Source organism: Mycobacterium sp. AMU20-3851 (assembly GCF_043974665.1).
Lineage (GTDB): Bacteria > Actinomycetota > Actinomycetes > Mycobacteriales > Mycobacteriaceae > Mycobacterium.
Window position 1 is genome coordinate 363,477 of the sequence record NZ_CP146371.1, and the last position, 18,688, is coordinate 382,164.

At 68.7% G+C, this 18,688-nt stretch carries 19 protein-coding genes and 1 tRNA gene; 4 read left to right on the forward strand and 16 right to left on the reverse strand.

Going from position 1 to position 18,688, the window contains the following annotated elements:
* Positions 1 to 21: 21 nt before the first annotated feature.
* The 3 genes from V4U86_RS01780 to V4U86_RS01790 form a co-directional block, all read right to left on the reverse strand.
* The gene (locus V4U86_RS01780) at positions 22 to 1,335 is read right to left on the reverse strand and encodes an MFS transporter (protein WP_395309594.1); all 1,314 of its coding nucleotides are present in this window, start codon (positions 1,333 to 1,335) and stop codon (positions 22 to 24) included.
* Between the two features lie 67 nt (positions 1,336 to 1,402).
* Complete coding sequence (locus V4U86_RS01785) at positions 1,403 to 2,080, reverse strand: hypothetical protein (protein ID WP_395309595.1); 678 nt, start codon at positions 2,078 to 2,080, stop codon at positions 1,403 to 1,405.
* A 20-nt stretch (positions 2,081 to 2,100) separates the two neighbouring features.
* Complete coding sequence (locus tag V4U86_RS01790; protein WP_395309596.1) at positions 2,101 to 2,745, reverse strand: PadR family transcriptional regulator; 645 nt, start codon at positions 2,743 to 2,745, stop codon at positions 2,101 to 2,103.
* 104 nt (positions 2,746 to 2,849) lie between these two features.
* On the opposite strand from V4U86_RS01790, the gene V4U86_RS01795 reads away from it, so the two are divergent.
* Both V4U86_RS01795 and V4U86_RS01800 read left to right on the forward strand, forming a co-directional pair.
* Positions 2,850 to 4,166, forward strand: a complete 1,317-nt coding sequence (locus tag V4U86_RS01795; RefSeq protein WP_395309597.1) for a carotenoid oxygenase family protein — start codon at positions 2,850 to 2,852, stop codon at positions 4,164 to 4,166.
* A 490-nt stretch (positions 4,167 to 4,656) separates the two neighbouring features.
* A complete protein-coding gene (locus V4U86_RS01800; RefSeq protein WP_395309598.1) occupies positions 4,657 to 5,817 on the forward strand; it encodes a hypothetical protein in 1,161 nt (386 codons plus the stop codon).
* Here V4U86_RS01800 and lfrA read toward each other — a convergent pair whose 3' ends face one another.
* Genes lfrA through V4U86_RS01815 form a run of 3 tightly spaced genes read right to left on the reverse strand, consistent with a single transcriptional unit; the run spans position 5,818 to position 8,711 of the window.
* Complete coding sequence (gene lfrA, locus V4U86_RS01805; RefSeq protein ID WP_395309599.1) at positions 5,818 to 7,332, reverse strand: efflux MFS transporter LfrA; 1,515 nt, start codon at positions 7,330 to 7,332, stop codon at positions 5,818 to 5,820.
* Positions 7,329 to 7,892, reverse strand: coding sequence for a TetR/AcrR family transcriptional regulator (locus V4U86_RS01810; protein ID WP_395309600.1), 564 nt, complete (start codon positions 7,890 to 7,892; stop codon positions 7,329 to 7,331). Before V4U86_RS01810 ends, lfrA begins: the two co-directional genes overlap by 4 nt.
* Before the next feature lie 54 nt (positions 7,893 to 7,946).
* Positions 7,947 to 8,711, reverse strand: a complete 765-nt coding sequence (locus V4U86_RS01815) for an RDD family protein (protein WP_395309601.1) — start codon at positions 8,709 to 8,711, stop codon at positions 7,947 to 7,949.
* Positions 8,712 to 8,738: 27 nt separating this feature from the next.
* Between V4U86_RS01815 and V4U86_RS01820 the strand changes: the two genes are divergently transcribed.
* Positions 8,739 to 9,731 carry a stage II sporulation protein M gene (locus V4U86_RS01820; RefSeq protein ID WP_395309602.1) on the forward strand — a complete coding sequence of 331 codons (993 nt, stop codon included), beginning with the start codon at positions 8,739 to 8,741 and terminating at the stop codon, positions 9,729 to 9,731.
* Here V4U86_RS01820 and V4U86_RS01825 read toward each other — a convergent pair whose 3' ends face one another.
* Genes V4U86_RS01825 through V4U86_RS01845 form a run of 5 tightly spaced genes read right to left on the reverse strand, consistent with a single transcriptional unit; the run spans position 9,732 to position 14,692 of the window.
* On the reverse strand, positions 9,732 to 11,054 hold the full coding sequence (locus tag V4U86_RS01825) for a DUF58 domain-containing protein (protein ID WP_395309603.1): 1,323 nt from the start codon (positions 11,052 to 11,054) through the stop codon (positions 9,732 to 9,734).
* Positions 11,054 to 12,007 (reverse strand): AAA family ATPase, encoded by a 954-nt coding sequence (locus tag V4U86_RS01830; RefSeq protein WP_395309604.1) that lies wholly within the window; start codon positions 12,005 to 12,007, stop codon positions 11,054 to 11,056. The genes V4U86_RS01825 and V4U86_RS01830 overlap by 1 nt, the downstream gene beginning before the upstream one ends.
* Positions 12,004 to 13,092 carry a DUF4350 domain-containing protein gene (locus V4U86_RS01835; protein ID WP_395309605.1) on the reverse strand — a complete coding sequence of 363 codons (1,089 nt, stop codon included), beginning with the start codon at positions 13,090 to 13,092 and terminating at the stop codon, positions 12,004 to 12,006. The genes V4U86_RS01830 and V4U86_RS01835 overlap by 4 nt, the downstream gene beginning before the upstream one ends.
* Positions 13,089 to 13,688, reverse strand: coding sequence for a DUF4129 domain-containing protein (locus tag V4U86_RS01840; RefSeq protein ID WP_395309606.1), 600 nt, complete (start codon positions 13,686 to 13,688; stop codon positions 13,089 to 13,091). Before V4U86_RS01840 ends, V4U86_RS01835 begins: the two co-directional genes overlap by 4 nt.
* A gap of 2 nt (positions 13,689 to 13,690) precedes the next feature.
* Positions 13,691 to 14,692: a hypothetical protein gene (locus tag V4U86_RS01845; protein ID WP_395309607.1), complete on the reverse strand. Its 1,002-nt coding sequence runs from the start codon at positions 14,690 to 14,692 to the stop codon at positions 13,691 to 13,693.
* A gap of 34 nt (positions 14,693 to 14,726) precedes the next feature.
* Between V4U86_RS01845 and V4U86_RS01850 the strand changes: the two genes are divergently transcribed.
* On the forward strand, positions 14,727 to 15,191 hold the full coding sequence (locus V4U86_RS01850; protein WP_395309608.1) for a GatB/YqeY domain-containing protein: 465 nt from the start codon (positions 14,727 to 14,729) through the stop codon (positions 15,189 to 15,191).
* Here V4U86_RS01850 and V4U86_RS01855 read toward each other — a convergent pair.
* From V4U86_RS01855 to V4U86_RS01875, 5 genes are all read right to left on the reverse strand, one after another.
* Positions 15,162 to 15,383: a three-helix bundle dimerization domain-containing protein gene (locus V4U86_RS01855; RefSeq protein ID WP_395309609.1), complete on the reverse strand. Its 222-nt coding sequence runs from the start codon at positions 15,381 to 15,383 to the stop codon at positions 15,162 to 15,164. The two genes, V4U86_RS01850 and V4U86_RS01855, sit on opposite strands and share 30 nt — an antisense overlap.
* 55 nt (positions 15,384 to 15,438) lie before the next feature.
* Positions 15,439 to 16,224, reverse strand: a complete 786-nt coding sequence (locus V4U86_RS01860; protein ID WP_395309610.1) for an acyl-CoA thioesterase — start codon at positions 16,222 to 16,224, stop codon at positions 15,439 to 15,441.
* 100 nt (positions 16,225 to 16,324) lie between these two features.
* Positions 16,325 to 16,398: transfer RNA gene (locus V4U86_RS01865), tRNA-Pro, on the reverse strand.
* 226 nt (positions 16,399 to 16,624) lie between these two features.
* Positions 16,625 to 17,728, reverse strand: a complete 1,104-nt coding sequence (locus V4U86_RS01870) for a PLP-dependent cysteine synthase family protein (protein ID WP_395309611.1) — start codon at positions 17,726 to 17,728, stop codon at positions 16,625 to 16,627.
* Positions 17,725 to 18,672: a metallophosphoesterase gene (locus V4U86_RS01875; RefSeq protein ID WP_395309612.1), complete on the reverse strand. Its 948-nt coding sequence runs from the start codon at positions 18,670 to 18,672 to the stop codon at positions 17,725 to 17,727. Before V4U86_RS01875 ends, V4U86_RS01870 begins: the two co-directional genes overlap by 4 nt.
* Positions 18,673 to 18,688: the final 16 nt, after the last annotated feature.

Here is an 18,688-nt window from a genome sequence, read left to right on the forward strand (position 1 = left end):
AGGTCGGTCACGCAGTTCACGCTACAAGTCGGCGAGATCCATCGGCTTGAGCAGCAATGTGGCCACGATGCTGATCACGCCGGTCACCACCAGGTAGCCGCAGGCCAGCCACGGCGCGTTGCCGGCCGCGGCGATCAGTGTGGTCAGGATGAGCGGGGTCAGGCCCGAGGAGTACACCCCGGACAGCTGATAGACGGTGGACAGCCCCGTGTAGCGGATCCGGGTCGGGAACAGCGAGGCGTACAGCGTGCCCTGGGCGCCATAGAACCAGGCGTGGATGACACCGAACACGATGACGATGCCGACCGTGAAGGCGATCAGGCTGCCGGTGTTGAACAGGGCGAACACCGGGAACACCGCCACCACATAGGCGGCGATACCGGTGGCGTAGACGCGCTTGGGCCCGAACCGGTCGGCCAGCAGCCCGGACACCGGCAGCAGGGCGGCCATCAGCAGCGCGGCCCCGGTGACCACGAGAAGCACGTCGACCTTGCCGTGGTGCAGCGTGGTGGTGGCGTAGGCGATGGCGAACACGCCCCAGGTGTTGAAGGCCGCACCCTCGCCCCAACGGCTGAGCATGCCGAGCACCGTCGGGCGCAGCGACGACCCGCGGAACAGTTCCTTCAGCGGTGTCGCCGCGACGTCGTCGTCCTGACGGACCTTCTCGAAGGCCGGCGTCTCGGAGGCCTTCAGCCGCACCACGATCCCGAAGACGACGAGCACGACGCTGAACAGGAACGCGATGCGCCAGCCATAAGACAGGAAGGCCTCGGCCGACATGGTCGTCTGCAACAGCGCGAAGACACCGGTGCCCAGCGCCAGGCCCAGCGCGAGACCGACCTGGGGGACGCTGCCAGCGAAGCCGCGCCGCTGCGGAGTGCTGTGCTCCACGGCGAGCAGCACCGCGCCGGCCCATTCCCCGCCGAGTGCGAAACCCTGCACGATGCGCAGCAGCAACAGCAGGATCGGGGCGATGACCCCGATCTGGGCGGCGGTGGGAAGCAGACCCATCAGCGCGGTCGCACCGCCCATCAGGAACATGGTGAGCGCCAGCGTGCGCTTGCGTCCGATGCGGTCGCCGATGTGCCCGAACACGAAGCCGCCGATGGGGCGCACCACGAATCCGACGGCGAACGTGGCGAAAGCCAGCAGGGTGCCGACGAACGAACTCTGGTCCGGGAAGAAGGCGGTGTTGAAAACCAGGCTGGCTGCGGTGGCGTAGAGGAAGAAGTCGTACCACTCGATCGTGGTGCCGACCAGGCTGGCCAGCAGCGCAGTCCGGACTGTGGAGCGTTGGTCTGCGGTCTGTACGGGCAGACTGTCGGTGACGGTCACTGACCGAATTTTGGCCGTGGCGCACCTGCCACGCGAGGTTTGCGACCAGCGTGAATAAAAGCTGGGGTTATTGCGGGTGGCATTCCCTGATCATCGTGCCGAGCACGTCGTAGTACTCCGCGCTGATCACCGCCTGCCTGGCGAAATCGCGGTCGGAGGCCGCGGCGGTGATCTCGGCGGCGAGACCGGCGAGACGCTGGGCACGGGGCGCCACGCTGCCCGCACTGACCTGATCCGCCTGCTCGCGCAGACGCTTCGCCCAGTCCGCGACCTCACCCGGGGTGGGTCCCTGACCCGGGATCCCGGGCTGGGCGTAATTCGATTCGACCCATGCGGTCCGCATCAGTGGTTCGGCCTGCCGGCAACCGGCGCCCGCGACGTAGGTCATCGACACCGAGGCGATGATGACCGCGACCGCGAGGCCGATCGACACCCGCGACAGCAGCACGCTGCGCGGTTCCGCGTCGGGGACGACGCGGCGCCACAGGAAGTGGGTGCCGATCGCGGCCGCGCAGGCCGATACCGTCAGACCGATGGCGGCGATGGGGCGCCCGACACCGGTGGCCGAGTTCACGGCCGCCATCGTGACGATCGCGGTGGCGACCACGAGCATGCCCAGCCACAGCACCCGCCTGCGCTCGTAGGCGTCCGCGTCGCGGACCGAGACGCCGATGAGGCCGCCGGCCGCGGTCAGGAGCGCGACGAGCGCAGGCACCAGATAGGTGGTCAGGGTGTCGGAGTCCATGGTGACCCGATGTTATCGAGTCACTCCTCGCCGAGAATCTGGTAGATGTCCCGACGGGCGGTGTTGACGATGTCCAGGATGCGCTGCTGCTGTTCGTCGGTTGCCGCGTGCGCGGACTGGCCGACGGCGCCGAAGAGTTGGCCGAGTGCCGCTCGCAGGTTCACCGCGTTGGGATCGGCGTCCCCGGCGATCTCGTCCCACGGCGGGGTCTCGATCTTTCCGGCGGCCACGCGTCCCTCGTCGGAGAGCTCGAAGGTCTTCTTGCTGCCCTCGCTTTCGGCGGGGGCGATCAAACCCTCGTCGACCAGCAATTGCAGGGTCGGATACACCGAACCGGGGCTCGGCTTCCACAGGCCGTTGCTGCGGGCCGAGATCTCCTGGGTCATCTCGTAGCCGTGCATCGGGCGTTCGGCGAGCAGGGTCAGGATCGCGGCGCGCACGTCACCGCGACGGCCACGGCCCCGCCCGCCACGACCGCGTGGGCCGCCGCCGGGGCCGAAGCCGAACCCGAAGCCGGGACCGAAGCCGGGCCCCGGGCCGAAGCCGGGACCGAACGGGCCCTGCGGCCCGCCCGCCTGTGCGCGGATGTGCCCGCGGAACTCGCGGCGGGCATGCCGCCGGTCGAAGCCGGAACCGAAACCGAATGGAGGAGTGGGAGTGTTCATGATCATTCTTTCTGTTGCGATACGTTCTGATGCGTCGACGATATATCGAGAACTATCGCGATGCAATAGCTCGCGATGCTGGACACCCATGGGATCGTGGTGTGATGTCCACCACCGAGTCGGCCCTGCCCACTACCGGAGACTTCTTCCTGCGCGGGAACTACGCACCCGTTGCCGATGAACTCACCGAGTACGACCTGCCGGTACAGGGCGTCATCCCGCCGGGGATCGACGGCTGGTATCTGCGCAACGGACCGAACCCGCGGCAGCCGACCGCGCACTGGTTCATGGGCGACGGCATGATCCACGGTGTCCGTATCCAGGGCGGCGCGGCCAAGTGGTACCGCAACCGGTGGGTGCGCACCGACAGCTTCATCGAAGACTTCCCGCTCTACAACCGTGACGGGACACGTAACCTGCGGGCCGCGACATCGAACACGCACGTCGTCAACCACGCCGGCAGAACACTCGCGCTGGTCGAATCCTCGTTTCCCTACGAGATCAGCAATGAGCTGGAGACGTTGGGCGCCTACGACTTCGGGGGCAAGCTGGCCAACTCGATGACCGCGCATCCGAAGATCTGCCCCACCACCGGGGAGATGCACTTCTTCGGCTACGGCAGCATCGTGGAGCCCTTTGTCGGCTACCACCGGGTGAATGCACAGGGCGAGCTGACGATCAACCGTCCGGTGGATGTCAAGGCGCACACCATGATGCACGATTTCGCGATGACCGCCGGGCACGTCATCTTCATGGACCTGCCCGTGGTGTTCGACCTGAACGTCGCAATCAGTCAGCCCGGCGACATGCCCTACCGCTGGAGCGAGAGCCACGGTGCCCGGTTCGGGGTGCTGCGCCGCGACGACCCGTTCGGTGAGATTCGTTGGTTCGAGATCGACCCCTGCTACATCTTCCATGTCGCAAACGCCTTTGACGATGCGAATTCGATTGTGCTGCAAGCGGCTCGATACCCGGAGCTCTGGCGGGACAACGGAGGTTTCGATCAGCAGGCCGTACTGTGGGAGTGGCGGATCGATCTGGGCACCGGCGCCGTCGGTGAGCGCCAACTCGACGATCTCGCCGTCGAGTTCCCCCGGATCGACGATCGACTGGCCGGGCTGCCCGCGCGGTACGCGGTCTCGGTGGGCGAGAGGGACCTGGTGCGCCACGATCTGTCCACCGGTGCGGCACAGACGCATTCCTTCGGGCCGGGGGTCTCCGGTGAAGCGGTGTTCGTGCCCGACGCGGGCGAGGCCGATGAGAGCAGCGGCTGGTACCTCAGTTTCGTCTACAACCCGGAGCGCGACGGCAGCGATCTCGTCATCCTCGACGCGTCCGACTTCTCGGGTGCGCCGGTGGCGACCATCGGGCTCCCACAACGGGTGCCGTTCGGTTTTCACGGCAACTGGATCGGCGCGTAGGCGCCGCCGTCTCACGATGTGGACGCGGTAAACCGCACCGGTTTCGCGGTACCGGCGGTGTCGGCAACCGACGGCACGCCGGTGCCGGCCAGTTGCTGCGACCGGGTCACCGGTCCCGGTGCGGCGACTTCGGGGGGCGGGTTCCAGCTGCCCGCGCCATGGAGTGGCGCAAACCACCTCACGGCCATACTGTGTGATGAATCACGCAGGTCGTACCGGGTGGTAACTTACCGCCAGCAAACCTGGAGCGGCGCTTGCAAGCCTCATGATTCGGTTTGCATTCACAACTATTGAATTCGCACACGATCACGTTTGCCGGCGGGCCTTGGGTGCCGCATAACACCTCTCATCAGCAACGTCATCAAATCGCAATGTGCGTCAGAACGCAGATGGCAGCCCTTGTCACTTTACAAATCTCGCTTGACGTCAACTTACTGATGAGTAAGTTTTGTCCGGTCCGGGGGAACCGTGTGAAGGGATGGCAAACACAATGTCCATGCAATTGTCGATGAAGCCGTATGTGACCGTCGGTGTCGCACTCGTCGGGGCCAGCGTCATCGCCGTGGCCCCGATCGCTCCGCGGGCGGAACTGCACATGCCGGCGGTCAACCTGACGGCATCCATCGATAACCCGATCACGGTCTTCAAGCCGGTGGTCAATGCCGCGGGCGACCTCATCAGGGAAACGCTGCAGGCCGAGTTCGCCGATCCGTTCCCCATCCTGCGCCAGATCTTCGCCAATCAGCGATTCACCGTCGAGAAGCTGCTGGAGGCCATCAACGGTGGCGGTGCCGCGCTCGGCGAACTCGTCGCCGGTCTGCCTGCCGCGCTCAGCGCCGCCGGCGCCATCCTGCGGACCGGTGACGTCAACGGCGCGATCGACAGCCTGGTGGCCAGCGGTCTGAACCCGATCCTCAACTTCATCACCGGAGTGACGGTGCCCTTGCAGGCGGCGTTGCAGCGTCCGTTCGCCGTCGGTGAAGCGTTGGTCGGAGCCGCCTTCGAGTCGGGACTGGCGCTCACGGTGGCCCTGGCGCAGACGTTCATCGGCATCGGATTCCCGGTGGGCACCACCCCGGTTCTGCAGAACCTGGTCACCGTCACCGAGACGCTGCTCAAGTCGATCGGCACACTGAATCCGATCAACATCATCAACGCCGTCCAGAACGGTGTGGCCGATGTTCTGATGAACGCGGTGACCCATCTGAGCGACTTCATGACCCAGTCGGTGCCCTACATCCGTGGCGTGATCGTCAACGCGCTCAAGGCCGGTCAGCCGGCCGGGCTCAACCGGACTGCCGACGTGACCGCCGCGGTGGCGACCGTCCCGACGGCGGCCGCGCAGACCGTGACGATCTCCCTCCCCGGTGCCGAGGCCGACGGTGGCGCATCGGAGGTGGCGCCGGTGAGCAATACCGACACCCCGGTCCAGGCGCCTGCAGCCGAGGCACCTGCGGCGGAAGCCCCTGCGGCAGAGGCCCCGGCCGAGGTGCCGGCCGAAGAGGCCGACGTCCTGGCCGAGCCGGTCGAAGAGGCGGAGATCGAGGAGCCCGAAACGGCTGAGCCGGCCGCCCCCCGGCCCAGCCTCAAGAAGGCCGCGTCGGGCAAGAGTTCGCCGAAGCGGGCCGGAAACCCGCGGGCGGCAGCCTGATCAGACGCGCCGGAAGGCGACGATGACGATCATCGCGGCGGCGAGCACCAGCGTCGCCGCGATGATCGCGGTCGGGGCGATCCCCGAATCGAACGCGGTATGGGCCGACTCGAGCAGCTTGTCGGCGACCGGTGCCGGCAACTCGCGGGCCACCGCTGTCGCGCCACCGATACTCTCGGCGGCATCACCGGCCTGGGTGGGGGACAGCCCCGCCGGCACCACGACGTTCGCACGGTAGAACGCGGTGAAGATGGTGCCCAGGGTGGCCGCGCCGACCACCGCGCCCAACTCGTAGGCGGTTTCGGACACCGCCGATGCGGCACCGGCCTTCTCCGGCGGCACCGAGGCCACGATGGTGTCGTTGGAAATCGTCTGCGAGACACCGACACCGAACTCCAGCACCACGAACGACACGATGATCGCCGCGACCGACAGATCATGCCGGAACAGCAGGATCATGATGAAGCCCGCGGCGACGAACACCAGGCCGGTCACCATCAGGGCCTGCGGGCTGAACCGCTTGGCCGCCTTGACCACCGAGATACCGGCGACCATCGACACCACCGCGCCGGGAAGCGTGACCAGGCCCGCCTCCAGCGGGCTCAACCCGAGCACCAGCTGAAGGTGCTGGGACACGAAGAAGATGAACCCGATCAGGCCGACGATGGACAGGAAGTTGGCCAGCACCGAGGACGTGAACGGGGCGAAGCGGAACAACTTCATGTCGAGCATCGGGATGTCGCGCCGGTTCTGCCGCCGCACGAACAAGGCGCCCGCGGCAAGGCCGACCCCCGCGGCGGCCAGCACCAGGAAGGACAGACCGTCGTGCGCGCCGGTCTTGATCGCCCACACCAGCGGCAGCATCGCCACGAACGACAGCACCACGCTCACCGGATCCATCGGTCCCGGATTCGGGTCGCGGGACTCCGGGATCAGCTTCGGGCCCAGGACGAGCAGCGGCAGCAGGATCGGCACCGCGATCAAAAAGACCGAGCCCCAATGGAAATGCTGCAACAGCGCGCCGCCGACGATCGGTCCCAGGGTCGAACCCGCGGTGAAGCAGGACGCCCAGATGGCGATCGCCAACCGGCGGGCGGACGCATCGGTGAAGATGTTGCGGATCAACGACAGCGTGGACGGCATCAACATGGCGCCGAAGAAGCCGAGGACAGCGCGCGCGAGGACCAGCATCTCGGCGCTGGGCGCGAACGCCGCCGCGACGGACACCACCATGAATCCGGTCCCGCCGATCATCAGCAACCGGCGCCGGCCGAGCCGATCCCCGAGGCTGCCCATCGTGACGAGGAGGGCGGCCAGCACCAGGGAGTAGACGTCGACGATCCACAGCTGGGTGGAAGCCGGCGGACGGAAGTCTTCGGCGATCACCGGCAGCGCGAAGGCCAGCACGGTGTTGTCGATGGCGATCAGCAGAACCGGTAGCGCGAGGACGGCGAGGGCGACCCAGGAGCGCCGCGGTGTGGTCGTCGACGGTGAAGTGAGCGACCCACTGGTCATGTGATGGTTCCCTTGGTGAGGCTGTGCATGATGGCGTCGACGACCTGGTGGCGCGGGGTGCGGTCCAGCTTGATGGCCTCGTAGCCGGCCAGCAGCAGAAACCAGAACACCCGCCGCGCCCACCCGGGCGGAAACCCTGGCCGGTCCGCACTGGCCCGGGCCAGGATCTCGGCGATCGCCTCATCCCCGGTCTCGAAGTAGGCCGCGAGTTCGGGATCGGCGAGCAGTGTCGGTTCGGTGTAGATGTAGAGCACGATCGGGCCCAGGTCGAGCTGGCTTTCCACCACCCGGCGCAACGCCTCGAGTACCGGGCCGCAGGTCGGATCGGCCGCGGCGATGGCGGCGGTGCTCGCCTCGTGCACCTGGACACCGACCGCGCGGAGCAGGTCGCTGCGCTCGGGAAAGTACCGGTGCAGGGTGCTGCGCCCGACGCCCGCGACGCCGGCAATGTCACTCAGGCTGGCCGCCGGGTTGTCGATGAGCACCGAGATGGCCGCATCCACGATCGCGCGCCGGGTGCGGCCACGCACACCGGTCTCGGTCAAGTCGGGGACACTCATGGAGCATACTGTAGCAGTGAAGCCCCAAAATGGGACATCGCTGTCTCATTTGCGTCAGCTGGGTGAACGGGCCTGCAGTCGCGCCAGCTCCCGGCGGTGCCGTTCGGCGAGCACCGCGGCCAGTACCGGCTCGGGTGGCGCGCCCGGTGGCGGCGGCGGCGAGATCCGGGTGGCCACCTCGCCGGCGATCCGGTGGCCCATCTGCTGCCGCAGCCCGGGTTCCAATTGGGCAGCCCGGGACAGGAACTGGCGGGCCATCTCGGCCTGCTCGGGCCCCAGCCCCGACAACTGCAGGGTGGCCGCCCACCAGGCCAAGTCCGGGGGCATCGGTGGCGGCGGATTCAGTTTCGGCGCGCGCTCACTGATCACCATGGTGCCGGCGAACACGTCGCCGATCCGTTTGCCCCGCGGTGAGATCATGCTGCAGATGACCGCCGGTCCGCCGGTCAGCATCCATATCTCGACGACACTGGACAGAGCGCGAAAAGCCGCTTGCCGCAACCGTTCCGGGCCACCATCGTCGGACACCACGCGCAATCCCAGGGCCATTTTGCCCAGCGACCGGCCGCGTGTCGCGGTCTCGAACACCACCGGGTACCCGACCAGCACCAACACCATGAAGATGATCAGTACCGCCGCCGACAGCGCCGGGTCGAACTCGCGCAGGGTCAGCGCCCAGAGCACGGTCAGCACCGCGTACGCGGCGGCCATCACCGTGACGTCGATCAGCGCCGCCAGCGCGCGAACCGGCAGCTGGGCGATCGACACGTCGAGCTGCACGGCGTCGCCGGTCACCAGAGGTTCGGGCTGAAAGGCCATGCTCGCGACGCTACTAGGATCGCACCCGTGGATGTCGACGCGTTCGTGCTCGCCCACACCCCGGCATGGAACCGCCTGGAGGAACTGACCAAACGCCCGCGCAGCCTGACCGGCGCCGAGATCGACGAACTGGTCGACCTCTACCAACGGGTCTCCACCCACCTCTCGATGGTCCGCAGCGCCACCACCGACGCGGTCCTGGTCGGTCGGCTCTCCGGCCTCGTCGCGCGGGCGCGCGCCGCGGTCACCGGGGAACGCGCCCCACTGGGCAGTGAGTTCGTCCGGTTCTGGACCGTCTCGTTCCCGGTGGTCGCCTACGACTGCCGCCGCTGGTGGCTCGGCTCGGCCTTGGGCTTCCTGTTCGTTGCTCTGCTCGTCGGATTCTGGGTGGCCGGAAATCCGGACGTGCGGGCCGCGGTCGGGACGCCCGCCGAACTGGAACAGCTGATCAACCACGACTTCGCCGCGTACTACAGCGAGAACCCGGCCGGTTCGTTCGCCCTGCGGGTGTGGGTCAACAACGCATGGGTGGCCGCGCAGTGCATCATCTTCGCGATCCTTTTGGGTCTGCCGATCCCGTGGGTGCTGTTCCAGAACGCCGCCAACGTGGGGGTGTCCGGGGGGCTGATGTTCGGGGCCGGCAAGGGGGATGTGTTCCTCGGGCTGCTGACCCCGCACGGTCTGCTGGAACTCACGGCGGTGTTCCTGGCCGCTGCCGCGGGTATGCGGCTGGGCTGGTCGGTCGTCTCGCCGGGAGACCGGCCCCGCGGCCAGGTGCTCGCCGAGCGCGGCCGCGCCGTCATGTCGGTGGCCGGCGGGCTGGTGGTGGTGTTGGCGATCTCCGGGCTGATCGAGGCGCTGGTGACTCCGTCCCCGCTGCCGACCTGGGCGCGGATCGCCATCGGGGTGACGGCCGAGATCGCCTTCCTGGCCTACGTTCTGCACTTCGGTGCCAAGGCCGCCCGAGCCGGGGAGACCGGCGACCTCGATGACGCACCCGACGTGGTACCCACCGGCTGACTAGAGCCGCCCGGTGGCCTTCATCGCCAGGTACCGGTCGGCGAGTGCCGGCGCCAGCTGGTCGGGCAACGCGTCGATGACGTCGACACCGTGATTGCGCAGCCGCGCGGCGATGGCGTGCCGGTCGTTGCGCAGCCGCTCGGCTGCCGCGGCGTCGTAGACCTGGGCGGCATCTGCCCGGCCCGCGGACAGCGCGTCCACCCGCGGGTCGGCGACCGCGGCCAGCAGCACCTGATGCCGGCCGGCCAGCTGGGGCAGTACCGACATCAAGCCCTCGTCCAGTGCGGAGGCGTTCAGATCGGTGAGCAACACCACCAACGCGCGGCGGCGGACCCGGCGTGCGATCGCGGCGACCATCGCGGCGGTGTCGGACTCCACCAGCGCCGGCTGCAGCGGCGCCATCGCCGCCACCAGCGAGGCGAGCAGCTGACCGCGGGCGGCATTGAACACGGCAGCCCGGGAAACCGGGTCGTGGGCAATGAAATCCACGTGATCCCCGGCCCGGGATGCCAGGGCTGCCAGCAGCAGCGCGGCATCCATCGACCAGTCCAGGCGCGGCCACCCGGCGGGATCGGCGGAGGTGGGATCCACCCCGATCCGGCTGGCCGACGTCCGGCCGGTGTCCAGCACGACGACGATCCGCCGGTCCCGTTCGGGTCGCCAGGTTCGCACCACCACGTCGGCGCGGCGCGCGGTCGCTCGCCAATCGATGGAACGGACGTCGTCACCGACCACATACTCACGCAGCGAATCGAATTCGGTGCCCTGTCCGCGGACCAGCACCGGCACCATACCGTCGAGTTCGCGCAGTCTGGCCAATCGCGACGGCAGGTGCTTACGGGACAGGAACGGCGGCAGGATCCGCACCCGGTGGGACACGTCGTGGGAGCGCTGCCGGCCCGCCAGTCCGAGCGGGCCGATGGTACGCACGGTGACCTGTGCCGCGCACTGATCGCCACGCCGCGACGGGGCCAGTGTGGTGACCAGCCGCGCCCGCCCGCCGGCCGGGATGTCCAGCGGCCGGGCGCGCGGGGAGGGGCGGGCACTGGGCGCCCAGGCGTCCCGGACCTCGCCCCGCAACCGGCGGCGGCCGGGATTATGGATCTCGACGACGCTGTCCACGGTCTGACCCAGCCGCGCCGAGGTGTCACCGGAGCGCTGCACCACCAGCCGTCGGGGACTGGCCGCCAACGCGGCATCGGTGCCGAACGCGATGACGAGCGCCCCCAGCACGATGGCGAAAGCCGTTGCAGGCAAGGGGGACACCACGATCGGCAGGACGCCGATCAACGCCACCAGGCCGGCCCGGCCAGTGAGGGTCATTACCTCGGCACCGGGACCGAGGCCAGGATCCCGGCCAGCACCCCGTCGGCATCGGCGCCTTCCAGCTCGGCTTCCGGGCGCAGCGCGATGCGGTGCCGCAGGGTCGGGCCGGCCATCGCCTTCACATCGTCGGGGGTGACGTAGTCGCGACCGGACAGCCAGGCCCACGCGCGGGCGGTGGCCAGCAGGGCCGTGCTGCCGCGCGGGGACACGCCGAGCTGGATGGACGGGGAAGTCCTTGTGGCGGTCGCGATGTCGACCAGGTAACCGAGGACCTCCGGGGCCACCCGGACGTGCCGGACCGCTTCACGTCCGGCGGCCAGCTCGGATGGTCCGGCCACCTCGGTCAGCTCGGACAGGTCGCGTGGGTCGAATCCGCCCGCGTGCCTGCCCAGGATGGCGATCTCCTGATCCCGGGGCGGCAGTTCCACATTCAGTTTGAGCAGGAACCGGTCCAGTTGCGCCTCCGGCAGCTGGTAGGTGCCCTCGTACTCGATGGGATTCTGGGTGGCCGCGACGATGAACGGGTCGGGCAGTGGCCGGGCCGCGCCGTCCACGGTGACCTGACGTTCCTCCATGGCTTCCAGCAGCGCGGCCTGGGTCTTCGGTGGGGTGCGGTTGATCTCGTCGGCCAGCAGGAGATTGGTGAACACCGGCCCGGCCCGGAACTCGAATTCCGCGGTGCGGGCGTCGTAGACGAGCGACCCGGTGACATCGCCGGGCATCAGGTCCGGGGTGAACTGCACCCGCTTGAAATCCAGTGCCAAGGTGGCGGCCAGGCTGCGCACCAACAACGTCTTGGCGACTCCGGGCACGCCCTCCAGCAGCACATGGCCGCGGCAGAGCAACGCGATGACCAGACCGCTCACCACGGCGTCCTGTCCCACGACGGCCTTGGAGATCTCCGCGCGCAGTGCGAGCAGGGCATCCCGCGGGTGTGGAGGTGTCGTCACGACTGGGCGACCTGCCTTTCGAGTTCGTCGAGTTGGTGTGAGAGGGCGAGAAGTTCGGCATCGGTACCGGGGGCGGGCCCGAACAACACGGCACCGCAGTCTCTTCCGGTGCGTCGGGCGACGGCCTGGGCCACCGCCGACGGTGCGGCGCTGGGCGCGAGCCCGAGCCGGGGGGCCAGCCGGGTGAGCGTGGCGGCGCGCAGCGCGTCGGCGGCACGGTCACGGGCGCGATGGGAGCGGTACAACCGGGCCCGGCCCTCCACCGTCTCCGAGGCCCGCACCACCACCGGCAGCGACTCGGCCACCAGCGGCCCCAGACGCCGCCCGCGCCACCAGGCCAGCACACCCACCACCACGCACAGCTGCAGGACCACCCACCCGACCTGAGCCGGAGCCATATCCAACAGCGAAGCCTCGCTGCCGGATTCACCCTCGAGGCGCTGCGGTGCGTACCAGATCACCCGATCGCGGGTACCGGCGAGATTCATCGCCAGCGCCGCGCTGCCCGGTCCGAGCAGGCCGGAGTTTGTCATGAAGTCCGAACTGCCGACCACCGTGATGGTGCGGCCGGCATCGCCATAGCGCAACAACGCACCGTCATAGCAGCGGGCGGCGGGCAGATCATCGGCACGCCGAAAACTGTCACTGACGCCGAACTGGACGTCCCCGGACGTGATCGCCTCCCGCAGTTCACAATCCGGTCGTCCGCCGAACTGGATCGAACCGTCCAGCTGCACCGTCGGGGCCAGGGCTTCCCGGGTGCGGGCCGACGGGGCGACCAGCAGTCGATCACCGGGCAGACCGGCAAGCCGGTCCAGCCCGTCATCATCGAGCAGGAAGAACGTCTGGGCGATGAGGACCAAGGTATCCGGACGTGCCGCCGCCGCAACCGCCGCCACATCCTCGGCGACGACCACCTCCACCCCGTGCTCCCGCAACAGGGTGACCAGTGCGTGCGCCCCGTCCGGCGATGTCGACCCGGCCTCCATCAGCCCGCCGGTGCGCGGCGAGGTCAGGTAGGCGCCGAGAACGGAGACCAGCACGATCGCCATGAGCGCCACCACGATCCAGCGGCGGCCGGTCATCCGGTCACCGTCCGGGGCAGACGGCGGTCCAGTTCGGCGATCTGGCGGTACCCGGACTCGGTGCCGGGCTGCGCACCGTAGGTGACCCCGTTGAAGGTCTCGGCAGCCTGCCCGAACTCGGCGCGCAGATCGGGCACCGGTACACCGGCATCACGGGCCAGTTCGGTCGCGGTACGTCCGGGCACCGCATCCAGCACCCCGGACTCCTCCAGCTGTCGGGCTACCGCACGTAACCGATGCCGGATGGCCAATGCCCAATCACCCTGTGCCGCATACGCTTCAGCTTCAGCGCGGTGCTGCTCGGCGCCAAGATCCCGGCCCGCGAACAGCGCGCCGGCGGACTGCCGGTCGGTGCGCATGGTCCGTCGGGCCACCCGGATCGCCACGATGAGCGCCGCGGCCAGAACTGTCCCGAGCAACGCGGCGGTGATCCAGCCGCCGGGCAGCCAGGAGCCGTCGGTGAAGATCCGGTACAGCGCGCGGTCCAGCCACGCCGTGAACTGATCGGTCAGTGACGGCCGCGGGTAGATGGGCTTGCTGAGCTCGCGCTGGGCGGCGTCGTGCGCGGCGTCGCCGTCGATGTCGAGTCCGGTCACGTTCAGGGCCGGCGGGTCAGCCAGAGGTGGTCGGTGGAATCGGCGGGGCCGCCGCCGGCGCCGGTGTGCAGGACCAGATCGAAGGCCTCCGCCCGGATCCTGCGGTCGGTGTACAGCAGTACCACCACCCCAGCCGTGAACGGCGCCGTCACGATCTGACCGATGGCCGCGCCCACCGACGCCAACGCCATCCCGGCCAGTGCCGTCCCGGCTGAATCACCCATCAGGATCAGTACCTGCGAGCCGATGCTGAACGGCATCCCCACCGCCGTGGAGATCAGTGCCGCCACCAGCATCGCCAGCACGCGGATGCCGAACACCCGCCAGAAGTCCCTGCGGACCAACGCAAATGAGCGCTCGATCGCGGCCACCACCGGCAGTCGTTCCAGCACGATCAGAGTCGGTGCGAAGCTGAGCTTGGTGAACAGGTAGACCAGCGCCACGACCGCTGCGAACACCAACGGCACGCCGAGGGCGAACGCGGCCCAGCCGTTGAGCACGAACGCGACCATCGTGATGACCCCGGCGACCGCCGCCAGCACCAGCGCGGCGCCGAGGGTTTCCAGGGCCGCGTAGGCCAGCAGCGCGAGCAGGCGTCCGCGAACCCGTTGCCAGGCCTCGCCGATGGTGATGGCGGAGCCGAACACCGCGCGGCCGACGATGACCGTGAGCAGGCCGCTGAGCAGGATCGACGACAGCCAGATGGCCACCGCTCCGGCCATCGCCCCGGCCGCGGAGCCCATCAGCACGGTGATGTCCGGGTCGGGGCCGGTCAGATCCGGCGGTGCCAGAGCCCCACCGGTGGCCAGCGGGCCGAATTGCAGCAGCATGGCGAGCAACTGCGCGATGACCACCACGACGGTCGCCACGCCTAGCGTGGTCTTCGGGTTGGCCCGGATGTAGGCGAACGCACCGTTGAAGATCTCCGAGAGGTTCAGCGGGCGCAACGGGATGATGCCGGGTGCTGCGTACGGGTAGCGGTACCCGCCGGCGTCGGCACTCATGGCTCCATCCTGTCACTGGCGTAGCGTCACAGCCATGTCGGAATTGAAGGACAGGTTGCGTGCCGACCTGACGGCGGCGATGAAGGCTCAGGACAAGTTGCGCACCGCGACACTGCGCATGTTGTTGGCATCGGTCCAGGCCGAAGAGGTTTCGGGGAAGCAGGCCCGCGAACTGTCCGATGAGGACGTCCTCAAGGTACTGGCCCGGGAGGCGAAGAAACGCGGCGAGGCAGCCGAGATCTACACCCAGAACGGCCGCGGTGAACTCGCGGCCAACGAGCACGCCGAGGCGCGGGTCATCGACGAGTACCTGCCCACCCCGCTGACCGACGCCGAACTGGCCGACGTGGTCGACACCGCCCTGGCTCAGGTCGCCGAGGAACTCGGCGAGCGGCCGAGTGTCCGGCAGATGGGACAGGTGATGAAGGCGGCCACCGCCATCGCGGCCGGCAAGGCCGACGGTGCCCGGCTATCCGCGGCGGTGAAGGCCCGCCTGTAGCTCTGCGCGTGCGCGGCGTTCGACGAGCAGTGCGATGTAGTCGCGGACGGTGCTGGCGATGAAGTGCTTGTGTGCGGCCGCGACGACGGCACCCACCTGCTCTGCCGGCACCTCTGTGAAACGTTTCGTAAGGCGATCTTCGACGTTCGCAATCTGTTCGCCTTCGTCTACCTTGAGCACGCTGGCGATCATTGTTGACAGTCGACTTTCCGGTCAAATTTCCGCGGCGAGTCTTTGCTCACAGACGTCACAGCCGCCAGAGCGCCTGCTGGCTGGTGCTGGCGATCAGCGCTCCGCTGCGGTCGTAGAGTCCGCCGACGACCAGCCCGCGGGAGTGACTGTTGCCCAGCGAATCGACCTCGTAGCAGTGCCATTCATCGGGCAGGAACGGCCGGTGAAACCACACCGAGTGGTCCAGGCTGGCGGCGAACCCGACTTCCTCGTTCGCCGGGGTGCCCGGCGGCCGGGCGGCCGGCACCGGGCCGATGTCGGAGATGTAGGTGAGCGTGCAGGCCCGCACGAGCGGGTCGTCCTCGATGGCGTCCCGGGTGCGCACCCAGTACGGCGGGATCGCCCACGGTGACTCGTCGGCGGGGTTGGCCCGCAGTTCGAAGAACTCGGCGGATTCCAGGGCCGGGGCCTTCGGGATGGCGGCGTCGAACGCAAGGGTGGCGGCGCGCGGCGGGTGCCAGTCCGGGCCGTCCTCGGCGACCTGGAACGAGGCGATCATCTCCAGGATGACCTTGCCCTGCTGGCGTGCGGTCACCCGGCGGGTGTCGAAGGACCGGCCGTCGCGGGTGCGTTCGACCTCCAGCTCGACGTCCACCCCGTACCGACCACCGCGCACGAAGTAGGCGTGCAGCGACTGCGGCAGCTTGCCCGGGCCGACCGTGGCGCCGGCCGCCCCGAGTGCCTGTGCGGCGATCAGGCCGCCGAACAGTCGCGAGCCCGGCGCGCTCCACTGCGGTGCGATGAACACGTCGCCGTCGCGGTCGAAGTCGAGCAGGCCGGCGATCCAGCTCTTGGTGATCATCCCCGGACCGTACCAACCACTTGGTTGGGGCTCGTGGTGGGGGATCGTCGAAAGCAAAAGGCCCTGAACCGGATTACCGGATCAGGGCCCCTTCACAGTGTCGGGGTGGCGGGATTTGAACCCACGACCTCTTCGTCCCGAACGAAGCACGCTACCAAGCTGCGCCACACCCCGAGTGAAGCCACGACAGCGTATCGCACCGGACGGCCGGAACGCCAAACGGCTCCGTAGCGGGAAGAATGTCGGACCCCGATGGTGTTGTAGACGGCACAGGCGCCGCTCGGGGGAGCGGTCCGCGACCGCGAAATGAGGCAACTATGACCGCGTTGGGAGCCGCGATCTACATCGGTTTCTTCGCACTGGCGGCGCTGTGGCTGTACCTGAGCGGCCGACGCGAGGATCAGGCCCACACTGCCGAGGATTCGAACCTGCGCAGCGTCTCGGCGGGCTCGGAGGGGTTCAACCCCTGGCTGGTCAGCCACTCGGCGTCGAAGTAGGTGTCGGTGTACCGATCGCCGCTGTCGGCCAGCAGGGTGACCACCGATCCGCTGCGCCGCTGGGCGATCATCTCGGCCAGCAGCTTGAACGCGCCCCACACGTTGGTGCCCGTCGACGGGCCGACCCGGCGGCCCAGGACCCGGCTGACGTGCTGGGCCGCGGCCACCGACGCGGCGTCGGGCACCGTGATCATGCGGTCCACCACACCGGGCTGAAACGACGGCTCCACCCGCGGCCGGCCGATCCCCTCGATGCGGGAGGACGCGCCCGTCTCGACATCCGGGTCACCGTGCGCGTAGGACGGGTAGAACGCCGAGTTCTCCGGGTCGACCACGCACAGCCGGGTCGGGTATCGCCGATAGCGCAGATAGCGGCCGATGGTGGCGCTGGTCCCGCCGGTACCGGCCCCTACCACGATCCAGTCGGGCACCGGATGGGTTTCCTCGCCCATCTGCTCGAAGATCGATTCGGCGATGTTGTTGTTCCCGCGCCAGTCGGTGGCCCGTTCGGCGTTGGTGAACTGATCCAGGTAGTGCCCGCCGGTCTGCACCGCCAGCCGTTCGGCCTCCGCGTACACCTCGCCGGACGAGGAGACGAAATGGCAACGGCCGCCCTGTGATTCGATCAGTGCAATTTTGGCAGCGCTGGTCGAGCGGGGCATCACCGCGATGAACGGCAGCCCCAGCAGTGCGGCGAAATAGGCCTCGGACACCGCGGTGGACCCCGACGACGCCTCGATGACGGTGGTGCCCTCACCGATCCAGCCGTTGCACAGACCGTAGAGGAACAGCGAGCGCGCCAACCGGTGCTTCAGGCTGCCGGTGACGTGCGTGGTCTCGTCCTTGAGATACAGCGCCACATCGTGGCGGCCCGCCCACGCCGAGGGCAACGGGTAGCGCAGCAGATGGGTGTCGGCGCTGCGCCGGGCATCGGCCTCGATCAACCGGACGGCGTTGTCCACCCAGTCCCGGGGCCCGCCGCAGGCGATATCGCCTACGGCGCTCACCGTGCCGATACGGTCGGATGTGCCTGTCCGGTATGGGTGTCCACCGCCGAGCCCTTGGTGGGGCTGGCCACCAGGGTGAGCAGGGTGGCCTCCGGACGGCAGCAGAACCGCACCGGCGCGTACGGCGAGGTGCCGACGCCCGCCGACACGTGCAGCTTCATGTCCGCACCCCACTGCGACGGGCCCTTCGCACGGGAGCGGTCCAGGTCGCAGTTGGTCGCAAGCGCCCCGTAGAACGGCAGGCACAGCTGGCCGCCATGGGTATGGCCGGCCATCACCAGCTGGTAGCCGTCGGCGGCGAAGCGGTCCAGCACCCACGGTTCGGGGGAGTGCGTGACACCCAGGTTCAGGTTCGCGGTCGGGCTGGCTGGGCCGGCGATCGTCTCGTAGCGGTCGCGCTTGAGATGCGGGTCGTCGACCCCGGCGGCGGCGATCCGCAGCCCGGCCACATCGAACTCGCGGCGGGTGTGCGTCATGTCCAGCCAGCCGCGCTCGGTGAACGCCGCGCGCAGATCCTGCCAGGGCAGCGGGTCGCCGTGGATCCGGCGCTTCTTGTTGAACAGGTAGTTCGCCGGGTTCTTCGGCCTCGGCGCGAAGTAGTCATTGCTGCCGAACACGAACACTCCGGGCACCGACAGCAGATCGCCGAGCGCCTGCACCACGGCGGGCACCGCCTTCTGATGCGACAGGTTGTCCCCGGTGTTGACGACGAAGTCGGGCTGCAACGACGCCAACTCCCGCAGCCAGTCCTGCTTGCGTCGCTGACGCGGCAGCATGTGCAGGTCCGACAGGTGCAACACCCGCAGCGGGGCGGAGCCCGGGGTCAGTACCGGCATCGTCACTTCCCGAAGCGCAAACGCATTGCGCTCGATGAGCGACGCGTAGCCGATGCCGGCGGCCAGGGTGCCCGCGGCGATCGCGGCGGTGTTCTTCAGGTGCGACATGTCAGCAGCTTACTGC

Bases quoted from the DNA above. Each gene is read 5' to 3' on its own strand.
- V4U86_RS01785 (WP_395309595.1), bottom strand. From the start codon at position 2,080: ATGGACTCCGACACCCTGACCACCTATCTGGTGCCTGCGCTCGTCGCG.
- V4U86_RS01790 (WP_395309596.1), bottom strand. From the start codon at position 2,745: ATGAACACTCCCACTCCTCCATTCGGTTTCGGTTCCGGCTTCGACCGG.
- V4U86_RS01795 (WP_395309597.1), top strand. From the start codon at position 2,850: ATGTCCACCACCGAGTCGGCCCTGCCCACTACCGGAGACTTCTTCCTG.
- V4U86_RS01800 (WP_395309598.1), top strand. From the start codon at position 4,657: ATGTCCATGCAATTGTCGATGAAGCCGTATGTGACCGTCGGTGTCGCA.
- lfrA (WP_395309599.1), bottom strand. From the start codon at position 7,332: ATGACCAGTGGGTCGCTCACTTCACCGTCGACGACCACACCGCGGCGC.
- V4U86_RS01810 (WP_395309600.1), bottom strand. From the start codon at position 7,892: ATGAGTGTCCCCGACTTGACCGAGACCGGTGTGCGTGGCCGCACCCGG.
- V4U86_RS01815 (WP_395309601.1), bottom strand. From the start codon at position 8,711: ATGGCCTTTCAGCCCGAACCTCTGGTGACCGGCGACGCCGTGCAGCTC.
- V4U86_RS01825 (WP_395309603.1), bottom strand. From the start codon at position 11,054: ATGACCCTCACTGGCCGGGCCGGCCTGGTGGCGTTGATCGGCGTCCTG.
- V4U86_RS01835 (WP_395309605.1), bottom strand. From the start codon at position 13,092: ATGACCGGCCGCCGCTGGATCGTGGTGGCGCTCATGGCGATCGTGCTG.
- V4U86_RS01845 (WP_395309607.1), bottom strand. From the start codon at position 14,692: ATGAGTGCCGACGCCGGCGGGTACCGCTACCCGTACGCAGCACCCGGC.
- V4U86_RS01850 (WP_395309608.1), top strand. From the start codon at position 14,727: ATGTCGGAATTGAAGGACAGGTTGCGTGCCGACCTGACGGCGGCGATG.
- V4U86_RS01855 (WP_395309609.1), bottom strand. From the start codon at position 15,383: ATGATCGCCAGCGTGCTCAAGGTAGACGAAGGCGAACAGATTGCGAAC.
- V4U86_RS01860 (WP_395309610.1), bottom strand. From the start codon at position 16,224: ATGATCACCAAGAGCTGGATCGCCGGCCTGCTCGACTTCGACCGCGAC.
- V4U86_RS01875 (WP_395309612.1), bottom strand. From the start codon at position 18,672: ATGTCGCACCTGAAGAACACCGCCGCGATCGCCGCGGGCACCCTGGCC.